Raw genomic sequence first — 12,281 nt, forward strand, 5'->3', positions numbered from 1 at the left:
GGCGCTCTGGGTTCGGTTTTTTACTGCCCGCGCACACCTGTGGCCCCCGTGGTAATGGCGGGCCGCGGGGCCGCCGCCGCCCCCGCGCGCCCCCCCCCCGGCGTCCGGACTGAGGCGAACTACGTGGTCGGCTCGAAGGCTTCGGCGACGATCTCCGCTTGTTCCACCGCGTGCACCTTGCTGGAACCCGAGGAGGGGGCCGACATGGCGCGGCGGGAGATGCGGCGCAGTTTGCCGAGGCGGTCGGGCAGGACCTCGGGGAGGTTGAGGCCGAAGAAGGGCCAGGCGCCCTGGTTGGCCGGTTCCTCCTGGACCCACGCGATGTCGGTCGCGTTGGGGTAGCGGTCGAGCGACTCGTTCAGGCGGTAGGTGGGCAGCGGGTAGAGCTGCTCGATCCGCACGATCGCGACGTCCTCGCGCTTCTGCTTGGCCTTCTCGGCGGCCAGCTCGTAGTAGAGCTTGCCGCTGGTCATCAGGACCCGCTTGACCTTGCTGCGGTCGCCGATGCCCTGCTCGTAGGAGGGCTCGTCGAACACCGAGCGGAACTTGCTCTCGGTGAAGTCCTTCAGATCCGACACGACGGCCTTGTTGCGCAGCATCGACTTCGGGGTGAAGACGATCATCGGGCGGCGGATGCCGTCCAATGCGTGGCGGCGCAGCAGATGGAAGTAGTTCGCCGGGGTGGACGGCACGGCGACCGTCATCGAGCCCTCGGCACACAACTGCAGGAAGCGCTCGATGCGGCCGGAGGTGTGGTCCGGACCCTGACCCTCGTGGCCGTGCGGCAGCAGCAGCACGACGTCGGAGAGCTGACCCCACTTGGCCTCACCGGAGGAGATGAACTCGTCGATGATGGACTGCGCGCCGTTGACGAAGTCACCGAACTGCGCCTCCCACAACACAAGTGCGTTCGGGTTGCCCAGCGAGTAGCCGTATTCGAAGCCGACGGCGGCGTATTCGCTCAGCGCCGAATCGTGCACCGCGAACCAACCGGGGTTGGTGCTGCCGATGTTGTGCAGCGGGGTGTATTCCTCGGCCGTCTTGCGGTCGATGATCACCGAGTGCCGCTGGGTGAAGGTGCCGCGGCGAGAGTCCTGACCGGTCAGGCGCACCGCGCGACCCTCGTCGATCAGCGTGCCGAAGGCCATCAGCTCGGCGAAGGCCCAGTCGACCTTGCCCTCGTAGGCCATCTCGCGGCGCTTCTCCAGCACCGGCTTGACGCGCGGGTGCACGTTGAAGCCGTCGGGCACGTGCAGGAAGGCGTCGCCGATCCGCTGCAGCACGGCCTTGTCCACGGCCGTCTGCACGGTGGTCGGCACCTTCTGGTCGTCCTCGACGGACTCGCTCGGCTCCGGCGTGTACTTCTCCAGCTCGCGGACCTCATTGAACACCCGCTCCAGCTGACCCTGGTAGTCGCGCAGCGCGTCCTCGGCCTCTTTCAGCGAGATGTCACCACGGCCGATCAGGCTCTCGGTGTAGGCCTTACGCACCGAGCGCTTGGTGTCGATGACGTCGTACATCGACGGCTGGGTCATCGACGGGTCGTCGCCCTCGTTGTGGCCACGGCGCCGGTAGCAGACCATGTCGATCACGACGTCCTTGCGGAACTTTTGCCGGAAGTCGACCGCGAGGCGGGCCACCCAGTCGCAGGCCTCCGGGTCGTCGCCGTTCACGTGGAAGATCGGCGCGCCGATGAACTTCGCGATGTCGGTGGAGTATTCGGTGGAGCGGCTGTTCTCCGGCGAGGTGGTGAAGCCGATCTGGTTGTTCACCACGATATGGATGGTGCCGCCGACGCGGTAACCGCGCAGACCCGACATGTTGAGCGTCTCGGCGACCACACCCTGACCCGCGAACGCGGCGTCACCGTGCAGCATGAGCGGCATCACCGAGTAGCCCTCGGGGCCGTCGCCCTTGTCGAGCAGGTCCTGCTTGGCGCGAACCAGGCCCTCGAGGACCGGGTCGACCGCCTCCAGGTGCGACGGGTTGGCGGTGAGCGAGACCTCGATCTCGTTGTCGCCGAACATCTGCAGGTAGGTGCCGTGCGCGCCGAGGTGGTACTTCACGTCGCCGGAGCCGTGTGCCCCGGCCGGGTTCATGTTGCCCTCGAACTCGGTGAAGATCTTCGAGTACGGCTTGCCGACGATGTTGGCGAGCACGTTCAAGCGGCCACGGTGCGGCATGCCGATGATGACCTCGTCGAGCGAGTGCTCGGCGCACTGGTCGATGGTCGCGTCCATCATCGGGATGACGGCCTCGGCGCCTTCCAGCGAGAAGCGCTTCTGCCCAACGTACTTGGTCTGCAGGAAGGTCTCGAAGGCCTCCGCCGCGTTGAGCCGGTTCAGGATGTACTTCTGCTGTGCGACAGTCGGTTTGACGTGCTTCTGCTCGACCCGCTCCTGGATCCACTGCAGCTGCTCGGTCTCCAGGATGTGGGTGTACTCGACACCGACGTGGCGGCAGTAGGCGTCGCGCAGGACCGAGAGGACCTCGCGCAGCTTCATCTGCTCCTGGCCGTGGAAGCCGCCGACATTGAAGGTGCGGTCCAGGTCCCACAGCGTCAGGCCGTGCTGGGTGACGTCGAGGTCGGGGTGGCTGCGGAACTTGTCCTTGACCAGCCGCAGCGGATCGGTGTCCGCCATCAGGTGGCCGCGGTTGCGGTAGGCGGCGATCATCTCGAGCACGCGGGTGCTCTTGTCGACGCCGCGTTCGCGAATGTCCTTGCGCCAGCGCACCGGCTCGTACGGCACGCCGAGGCCGTGGAAGATCTCGTCGTAGAACTCGTCGGAGATCAGCATCTGGTGGATGGTGCGCAGGAAGTCGCCGGACTCCGCGCCCTGGATGATGCGGTGATCGTAGGTGGAGGTGAGCGTTATCAGCTTGCCGACACCGATATCGGCGATGCGCTCGTCGCTCATACCCTGGAACTCGGCGGGGTACTCCATCGCGCCCGCGCCGATGATGGCGCCCTGGGTCGGCATGAGGCGGGGCACCGAGTGCACGGTGCCGATGGTGCCGGGGTTGGTCAGCGAGATGGTGACGCCTGCGAAATCGTCGGAGGTCAGCTTGCCGTCGCGGGCGCGGCGGACGACGTCCTCGTATGCGGTGTGGAACTGGCCGAAGGTCATCGCCTCGGTGGCCTTGATGGCCGCGACGACCAGCGAACGGTTGCCGTCCTTGCCGGGCAGGTCGATGGCGAGGCCGAGGTTGGTGTGCGCGGGGGTGATCGCGTTCGGCTTGCCGTCGATCTCGGCGAAGTGCCGGTTCATGTTCGGGAACGCGTTGACCGCCTTGACGATCGCGAAGCCGAGCAGGTGGGTGAACGAGATCTTGCCGCCGCGGGTGCGGGCCAGGTGGTTGTTGATGACCAGCCGGTTGTCGATCATCAGCTTCGCCGGGATGGCGCGAACGCTGGTCGCGGTCGGGATGGTCAGCGACGCGGCCATGTTCTTGGCGACCGCGGCCGCGGCGCCACGCAGCACCTTGGCCTCGTCGGCCACGGTCTCCGTCTTCGGGGCGCCGGAGGTGGGCGCCGCGTTGGAGGTGGGCGCCGGGGTGGTCTGCGGCGTGCGCGCGGTGGCCTTCGCCGGTGCCTGCGCGGGGGCCGCGGGCTTGGCCGGTGCGGGCGCGGCGGCCTTGGGCGCTGCGTTCGCCTTGGGGGCCGAGTTCACCGACGCGGGTGCCGGAGCCGGGGTCGGCGCCTGCGCGGGAGCGGCCGCGGCCGGAGCGGCCGAGCTGTTACCGGAATCACCCGTGGATTCGGGCGTGTAATCGGCGAGGAACTCGTGCCAACTCTCATCGACCGAAGATGGATCTTGCTTGAACTTCTGATACATCTCATCGACTAGCCACTGGTTCTGTCCGAACTGGGAAGTTGAGCTGCTCACAGCAGGTGTTCGCCTCATTTCGTTCTTCGCGCTGCGACGTTTGTGACGTGCCCGGCACTGCGTAGCGACTGTGCAGGTCGCTCGATAAGGCCAGCATCAGCGGCATCGCGCCGATGCGCCCTATCTGAGGATAGGCCCAGCAGCAAACCGACGGAGCGACCGACCACCTGGCAAACCTCACCTCATAAAGGACGACTTGTCCGTCACCGAGAATATTCCCCCGGTTTCACGTGCCGCTGACCACAGTCTGGAATACGGTCCGCCCGCGGCGAGCAGCTCGACGTGGGTGCCGATTTCGGCGATCCGGCCGTGCTCGACGACGGCGATCCGATCGGCCCGCGCCGCCGTACCGAGCCGGTGAGCGACGAGGACGGTGGTCCGGCCGCGGGTCAGCGAACGACTCGCGGCAAGCACCGACGCCTCGGCGTCCGGGTCGAGGGTAGCCGTGGCTTCGTCGAGCAGCAGCAAGTCGGGGCGAACCAGCTCGGCGCGGGCCAGCGCGATGAGCTGCCGCTGACCGGCGGACAGGCCGCGACCGCGCTCGCCGACCGGCTGGCGCATGCCATACGGCAGCGCGGCGATCATGTCGCTCGCACCGACCGCAGCTGCGGCTTCGGCGATGTCGGCGTCGGTGGCGGACGGTTTTCCGAAGGCGATATTGCTGGCGACGTCGCCGCTGAAGAGGTGCGCTTCCTGCGGCACGATGCCGAGGCGGGCGCGGTAGTCGGTGAGACGGTAATCACGGATGTCGGTGTCGTCGACCAGGATCGCGCCGGGGCCGTCGGCGGGCAGGTCGTAGAGGCGGGCCAGCAACTTGACGATGGTCGACTTGCCTGCGCCGGTCGGGCCGACGAGGGCGAGGGTGCTGCCCGCGGGAATCCGCAGCGAGACGTTGTCCAGAGCGAGCGCCTCGACGCCGGGGTAGTGGAAGCGCACGTCGTCGAGGACGACCTCGCCGCGCAGCCGTTGCTCGATCGGGACCGCGTCGGCTCGATCGTTCGCGATCGCCGACGGTGTGCGCAGCAGCTCGCCGATCCGGCGCAGCCCGACGCGCGCCTGCTGATATCCGTCGAACACCTGCGACAGCGCGAGCACCGGCGCGAACAGCAATTCCAGATACAACACGAACGCGACCAGCGTGCCCGCCGTGGTCGTACCGGCGGCCACCTCGCGCGCGCCGACGAAGACCACCGCGGCCAACGACACACCCGACCAGGCGGTGACGAACGGGAAGTACAGCGCGATGGAGGCCTGGGCGCGCATCCGGCTGCGCCGATATCGATCGGAGTATTCGGCGAAGCGGCGCGCCGCGACGGGCTCGTGCCGATTGGCCTGCACCGCACGCAGTCCGGCGACGTTCTCCTGGAAGTCGGCGTTCACCGTGGAGACGTTCTCCCTGGACACGGTGTACGCCGTGGACGCGAAGCGGCGGAACAGCGCCGTCGCCAGGAACAGCGGCGGCAGCGTGGCCAGCACCACCAGGGCCAGCGAGACGTCGATCACCAACAGCGCCACTGCGATTCCGACGAAGGTCAACCCGCCGATCAGGGTGGTCGCCAGCCCGGTCTGCAGGAACGTGGACAACGAGTCGAGGTCGGTGGTCATCCGCGTCATGATCCGGCCGGACAGTTCCCGCTCGTAGTAGTCGAGCCCGAGCCGCTGCAGGTGCGCGTAGCTACGGATGCGCAGGCCGTACAGCATTCGCTCGCCGGTTCGCTCGGTGACCAGGGTGTTCGCCGCGCCGACCAGCCAGCCCGCGGCGACAAGCAGCAGGCCGAGCCCGGCGGCCAGGCCGAGCGCACCGGCGTCGTCGCGACCGACTCCGGTGTCGATGGCGAATCGCACGATCGGCGGGAAGGCCACGCCGACCAGCGCGTCCAGCAGTAGCAGCGCGACCGCGGCGATCACCAGGGTGCGCACTGGTCGCAACAGCGTGGTCAGCCGGAACTCTGGATCGGGCCGCCGCAGCCGTTGGTCGTCCAGCTTCGGCTGCTCGGTGGCGGGCGGCAGTAAAGCGATATTCCGGCGCAGCTCAGGGGTTTCGGTGAGATCCGCAGCCGCCGCGGCGGAGGTGCGGCCCGCGCTGCCGTTGGCGACGGTGGTGGGGAGCGCGACGGCCGCGGGGTGCGCGGGCAGGTGCGCACCCAGCGGCGCGGGTAGCCGGATGACCCGATCGGCGTGCGCGAGTGTCGATTCGCGATGCGCCAGGATCAGCGTGGTGCGCCCGGCCTGGTCGGGCAGCGTGCCGAAGATCGCGGCCTCGGTGATCGCGTCCACCGCCGAGGTCGCGTCGTCAAGCACCAGAATGCGCGGCTGCGCGAGCAGCGCCCTGGCCAGCGCGATGCGCTGGCGTTGCCCGCCGGACAGCGTCAGCCCGCGCTCGCCGACGACGGTGTCGTAGCCGTCGGGGAGTTCCCCGATGAAGTCGTCGGCCGCGGCGGCTTTCGCGGCCCGCCGGATCTCGGCGTCGGTGGCCTCCGGACGGCCGATCGCGATATTGGCCGCGATGGTGTCGGAGAACAAGAACGGGTCGTCGAACACCACGCCGATCGCACTGCGGAGCTCGGCGGCGCGTACCTCCGCGATGTCGACCCGATCGGCCGAGTCGTCGGTGCCGAACAGGCGAATAGTGCCCGCGTCGGGCGCGTAGAAGCGGGGGAGCAGCAGCGAGAGGGTGGTCTTGCCGGAGCCCGCCGGCCCGATGATCGCCACCGTCTCGCCGGGGCGCACGGTGAGATCCAGCTCCCGCAGCACCGGCTGTTGCGGGTCGAATCCGAAAGTGACCGCGTCGATCTCGATGCCGAGCGGTCCCGAGGGCAGTGGCTTGGGTTCGGGCGGATCGGTGACCAGCGGCGCGGTGTCGATCACCTGGTATACGCGTTCGGCGGCGGCGCGGGTGAGCTGCGCGAGCACCAGCGCACCAGCCATGATCCGCGCCGTCGCGGTCATCGTGGCGACATAGGCGGCGAACGCGACGAAGGTGCCGATCCCGATCGTCCCGTGCAGCGCGAGTAGGCCACCGAGCACGATGACGCCGACCATGCCGAGCTGCGGAATGGCGGCCACCGTCGGCGCGAACCGCGAGTCGACCACGGCCGCGCGCATTCGTTCGGAATACAGGGTGCGACTGTGCTTTTCGAGCACGTCCACCATTCGGGCCTCCTGCCCGAACCCCTTCACAACGCGCACGCCGGTGACGGTCTCCTCGACGTGCTGCGCGACATCGGCCGCGCGCTGCTGCGCCGACCAGGTAGCCGCGTACAACCGCGGCCGAACTCGAAAGACCACCACCGCGATCGCGGGCACCACCAGCAGCGCGAGCACCGCGAGCGGCGGCGACAACCACATCATCACCACCGCGGCGAGCAGGAACTCCAGCACCGCCATCCCCGACAGCGGCACCATCGCCAGCAAGCCCTGCACCAACTGGAGGTCGGTGATCGACCGCGACACCACCTGCCCGGTCCGGATCGTGTCCTGGCCCGCCCCGTCCAGTCGTTGCAGCGATCCGAGCAGATCCACCCGCAGCGAATGCTGCACGTCCAACGACAGCTTGCCCGCGAGCAGCCGTCGCCCGAAGCCCGCCGCGAATCGGCCGAGCGCCAGCAACAGCAGCAGCACGGCGACCACCGCGATGACGCCGGTCTCGCCGATCCCCGCCGCGTCGACGGCGCGCTTCGTCAGCAGCGGTCCGGCGATCTCCACCACCGCACCCGCGAGCACGGCCGCGCTCAGCCCCGCCAGCGTGCCCTTGTGCGACCGGCTTTCGGCCCACAGCCGACGAATCCAGCCGGGGCCACCCGCGGCGCGCTCAGGCGACGTGGTGTGTGTGCTCGCTTCGACAACCCCGCCCATAACCATCCACGGTAACGACGCTCACCGACACGTTATTTGTTCCCGAGGGCGGTTCAGAGATCGAGGCGGCGCAGGTTCCACCAGCCCGCGGCGCCGATGCCGATGGTCCACAGGAGCAGAACCACGACGGCGGCGGGGGTGGGGGCGAGGAAGTCGTTGTCTTCATACGAGCCGACCATGACGGTGCTGAGGGTGGCCGAGCCGGGGAACAGGGAGACGAGGCCGGTGGCGCCGACGCCGTTGGCGATCAGCCAGAGCAGGGGCTCGGCGATGACCAGCCAGCCGAGCACGACCACGATCGCGGTCGACGACGAACGCAACAGCAGGCCGAGCCCGGCACCGATCAGCGACCAGCAGACCGCGGCGAACAGCCCGCCGCCGAGCACCGATGCTAAGTTGACGCCGAAGTCGAATTTGTCTCGGCCGAAAGCGAAGAGCGCGACGACGGCCACCACCTCGACCGCGAGCGCGGCGGCCAGCGCGAACACTCCGGTGACCAGCAGCTTCGCGGCGGTAAGCCGATCGCGGTCGGCGGCGAACAGCGCGGTCACCGGCATGGTCTGATGTCGGTACTCGCCCCCGCTGCCGACCGCGCCGAACACGGCCGCCGCCAGCACCACCAGGGCGAGACCGACGTAGAGGCCGATCGTCGCGGCGCCGGTGGCCGGTTCGCTTTTCGGATCGGCCTTGCCTGCCAGCAGCCCGCTCGCGAGGCAAGCGAGCAGCGCGACCGCCACCGGCACCCCGGCGAGGATCCGGTTGAGCGGCAGCGTGGTGACCTTGCGAACCTCGGAGTTGACCGAAGGCACCAGGTCCGGGGGCACAATCGTGATCATCGTGGAATTCCGTATGGCGTCGGCGTCGGATGCTGCGCCGCACCGGCCAGGCCGGGATAGGGCGAGACCGTCGGAGTCGGGGGTTTGGTGAGCGATGCGAGCACCCGGTCGGGATGGATCAGGTCGGGGATGATGCTGTCCAGCCGCACCTGCGCCGCGGTCGCGGCGTCCCGGATATCGGCTTCGGTCGCCTCGGCCACCGCGAGCCGCCCGTCCGGTCGGATCACCGCGTCGGTGAACCCGCGCGCGGCCAGCGTGGTGGCCAGCGCGATCGGGGTGGACGCGGCGACAACGAGCCGATCGGGATGACCGCGACGCAACCGAGCCGGACTGCCCTGATACACCACCGCGCCCTCGCTCAGCACGATCACGCTGTCCGCACCTGGCAGCACCGCGGCGAGGCTCTCGCTGGTCACCAGCGCGCTACCGCCGCGCTTGGCATGCCTGCGCAGAAAGTCTTGCAGCCAACCACGTTCCGCGGCCTCGAGGCCGTCCATCGGCTCGTCCAGGATCAGCAGCGGCGGATCGCCGAGCAGCGCGGTGGCCAGCGCCAGCCGCGTCTGCTGCCCGGCCGAAAGCGCACCGCCCTTCGAGCCGGCCGACTCGCCGAGCCCGACGAGGTCGAGCACCTCCTCGACGCGCGCGTCCGGCACGTTGACCGCGGCCGCGTAGATCCGCAGATGGTCACGTGCGGTCCGGCCCGGATGCAGCCCGCGCGGCGCGAGCACCCCGCCGATGACCCGGGCGGAGTCGATTTCGCGGTCAGCGTCGCCGCGGGCCCGACTCGTCCCCGGGCCGCCGACCGCCGCGGTCCCTGAGGTCGGTTCGAGCAGCCCGAGCAGGGTTTTGACAATGGTGGTCTTGCCCGCACCCCGCGGCCCGACCAGGGCGGCGGTGGTGCCGGACGCGACGGTGAAACTCACGTTCTCGATGGCGGAAACCAGACCGTAGCGCTTGGTCAGGCTGCGGACGGAGAAGGCGAGCGCAGGCACTGCGGTCATTGCGGCTTGGTGGGTGATTGCGGCTTCGTCGGGTCGATCGCGGTGAGCGGATCGGCGTCGACGACGAGGTGCCGGTCGGCAGGCCAGATCACCGGCGCGGGCCCGAAGGCTTCGCGCGCGTTCTTGATGGTGGTCTTGCCCATCGCCCGGTTGCCGACGCCGCCGATCACCGCGCCGATGCCCGCTGGCACGATCTTGCCCGCCATCAGGGCCGCGCGCCGGGTGATGAAGCGGACGATGAACCGCTTGAGCAGCGAGTCGTTCATGGACGAGAGCCCAGGGATGCGATTGGCGAACACCGTGCCCCAGTTCTTCGCCGAGGTACCGACGGTCTTCTGCACGATGTCCATGCCGCCCTCGCCGAGCACGACGGCGAGCACCAGCGCCCTGCGCTGCTCCTTGTCCTCCGGCGAGATGCCGTGCACCGCGGCCACCGCGAGGGTGAACACGGCCGAGGCTTCCATGAAGAAGGTGGTCTCCGCGCTGACCGCGGCGATGGCCGCGACCGTGCCGACGCCGGGCACCGCCGCCGTCGCGCCGACGGCACCGCCGCTACCGGTCACCGCGAGCAGGTACTGGTTCTCCAGGCGCTCGATGATCTGCGCGGGGCTTTCCGACGGGTGGGAGCGCCGGATTCGGTCGACGTACTTGGCGACCGCGGGGGCCTGCAGGCGAGACCCCGTATCGAGTAGCTGGACCACCGTCTTCTCGAACGCGCCATTGAACATCGGCGGCACCCTCCTCTTCCGGTCTGCTGGGTTGAACTGTAGTGGTACGTCCACCCTCAGCTCGTCATGACAACGATGTACCCAGCCTGATCGGTTCCATCAGCCCGGTTGGTGCGCGGCGGGCACTCGTTCGGCCTCGACCGGCGGGGGCGGCGGGGTGCCGTCGCCGAACGGGCGGCCGCCCAACGACTCTCGGCCGTGCGGGGTCAGCCAGTTCGCCAGGTCCGGCCCCTTCGGCACGATCCCGGTCGGGTTGATGTCGCGGTGCACCACGTAGTAGTGCTCCTTGATCTGTGCGAAGTCGGTGGTGTCGCCGAATCCGGGTGTCTGGAAGAGGTCGCGCGCGTATGCCCACAGCACCGGCAGCTCGCTTAGCTTGGCTCGGTTGCATTTGAAGTGGCCGTGATAGACCGGGTCGAAACGGGCCAGCGTGGTGAACAGTCGCACGTCGGCCTCGGTGATGGTGTCGCCGACCAGATAGCGTTGCGCCGCAAGCCGTTCCGATAGCCAATCGAGTCGGTGGAAGAGCCGGTCGTAGGCGGCCTCGTAGGCGTCCTGCGATCCGGCGAAACCACAGCGGTAGACGCCGTTGTTGACGTCGCGGAATACCGCGAGGTTCACCTCGTCGATCTCGGCGCGCAGCGCTTCGGGATACAACTGCGGCGCGCCCGGTCGATGGAATTCGGTCCACTCGGTGGCGAAATCCAGCGTGATCTGCGCGTAGTCGTTGGTCACCACCTGGCCGGTCGCGACTTCCACCATCGCGGGCACCGTGATGCCGCGGGGATAGTCCGGGAATCGCGCCAGATAGGCGTCGCGCAACCGGGGGATGCCGAGCACGGGGTCGACGCCCCCGGGATCGAGGTCGAAGGTCCAGCTGAGCTTGTCGTGCGTCGGCCCGCACAGGCCGAGCGAGAGCACATCCTCCAGCCCGAGCAGTCGGCGCACGATCAGCGTGCGGTTCGCCCACGGGCAGGCCCGCGCCGCGATCAGGCGGTAGCGGCCCGGCTCGACGGGGTAACCGTCGCGGCCGTCGGCCGTGATCCGGGTGGTGATGTAGTTGGTGTCCCGTTTGAACTCGCCGGGCTCGACGTAGGAGCCACTTTCCGCCGACTTGGTCACTTGGACAGTGTCGCAGACAGAGGACTTAGTCTGACCGAATGACTGAATCGAAGGCCACCCGCCTGGAACGCGAAATCACCGACGGCGGCGCGCAGGTAGCGATCTTGACGCTCGCCAATCCGCCGCTGAATCTCTTCGACCAGGCCATGCTCGACGCCCTGATCGAGGACTTCGCCGAGCTGTCGGCCAACCCGCCGCGCGCGTTGCTGCTGCGCGCCGAGGGCAAGCTGGTCTCCGGCGGCGTCGACGTGCACGTCTTCGACGGCTTGTCAGTTGAACAGGGCGCCGAACTGTGGCGGACCCTCTTCGCGCAGATCATCCATCCGGTCGAGGCGCTGCCCTGCCCGGTCGTGTTCGCCGCGCACGGGCTCACCCTCACCGCGGCCTTCGAGATCGCGCTGGCCTGCGACATCATTCTGGCCGCGCCGAAGGCGAAGTTCGGCTTGGTGGAGACCGTGGTCGGCCTGACGCCGTCGATGGGCGGCCCGCAGCGGCTGGCCGAACGAGCCGGCTCGGGCCGGGCGCGTGAGTTCGTGATGACCGGTGACCTGTACGACGCGGCGACCATGGCGGAGTGGGGCGTGGTGAACGCCATCCACGACGATGTCGATACGGCCGCAAGGAAATTGACGCATCGCCTGGCCGATGGCCCGACCGTGGCGCACGCCGCGACCAAGAAGATCATCGAGGCGTGGCGCTCCGGCGGTGTGGCACACGCGGATTCGGTGACACCCGAGGTGTCCGGCGCGCTGTTCGACACCGCCGATCTCAAAGGCGCGGTGCGCAGTTTCCTCGAGGTCGGGCCGGGGAAAGCGACCTACACCGGGCGGTGACAGACAGGACACGTTCGTC

General features: G+C 68.8%; 7 protein-coding genes. 1 reads left to right on the top strand and 6 read right to left on the bottom strand.

What is annotated here, in order from left to right; translation table 11 throughout:
• Positions 1-119: 119 nt before the first annotated feature.
• The 6 genes from ACIA8C_RS03080 to ACIA8C_RS03105 all read right to left on the bottom strand — a co-directional run bounded on the left by ACIA8C_RS03080 (position 120) and on the right by ACIA8C_RS03105 (position 11,429).
• A complete protein-coding gene (locus tag ACIA8C_RS03080; RefSeq protein WP_397130558.1) occupies positions 120-3,905 on the bottom strand; it encodes a multifunctional oxoglutarate decarboxylase/oxoglutarate dehydrogenase thiamine pyrophosphate-binding subunit/dihydrolipoyllysine-residue succinyltransferase subunit in 3,786 nt (1,261 codons plus the stop codon).
• Between the two features lie 159 nt (positions 3,906-4,064).
• Positions 4,065-7,742 (bottom strand): ABC transporter ATP-binding protein, encoded by a 3,678-nt coding sequence (locus ACIA8C_RS03085; protein ID WP_397130559.1) that lies wholly within the window; start codon positions 7,740-7,742, stop codon positions 4,065-4,067.
• 53 nt (positions 7,743-7,795) lie between these two features.
• A complete protein-coding gene (locus tag ACIA8C_RS03090) occupies positions 7,796-8,578 on the bottom strand; it encodes an ABC transporter permease (RefSeq protein ID WP_397130560.1) in 783 nt (260 codons plus the stop codon).
• Positions 8,575-9,579, bottom strand: a complete 1,005-nt coding sequence (locus ACIA8C_RS03095) for an ABC transporter ATP-binding protein (RefSeq protein ID WP_397130561.1) — start codon at positions 9,577-9,579, stop codon at positions 8,575-8,577. Before ACIA8C_RS03095 ends, ACIA8C_RS03090 begins: the two co-directional genes overlap by 4 nt.
• The gene (locus ACIA8C_RS03100; RefSeq protein WP_397130562.1) at positions 9,576-10,307 is read right to left on the bottom strand and encodes a hypothetical protein; all 732 of its coding nucleotides are present in this window, start codon (positions 10,305-10,307) and stop codon (positions 9,576-9,578) included. Before ACIA8C_RS03100 ends, ACIA8C_RS03095 begins: the two co-directional genes overlap by 4 nt.
• A gap of 99 nt (positions 10,308-10,406) precedes the next feature.
• Positions 10,407-11,429: a glutathione S-transferase family protein gene (locus ACIA8C_RS03105; RefSeq protein ID WP_397130563.1), complete on the bottom strand. Its 1,023-nt coding sequence runs from the start codon at positions 11,427-11,429 to the stop codon at positions 10,407-10,409.
• Positions 11,430-11,467: 38 nt separating this feature from the next.
• Between ACIA8C_RS03105 and ACIA8C_RS03110 the strand changes: the two genes are divergently transcribed.
• A complete protein-coding gene (locus ACIA8C_RS03110) occupies positions 11,468-12,262 on the top strand; it encodes an enoyl-CoA hydratase/isomerase family protein (RefSeq protein ID WP_397130564.1) in 795 nt (264 codons plus the stop codon).
• Positions 12,263-12,281 lie beyond the last annotated feature (19 nt).

It is taken from the genome of Nocardia sp. NPDC051321 (assembly GCF_044455225.1).
GTDB lineage: Bacteria > Actinomycetota > Actinomycetes > Mycobacteriales > Mycobacteriaceae > Nocardia.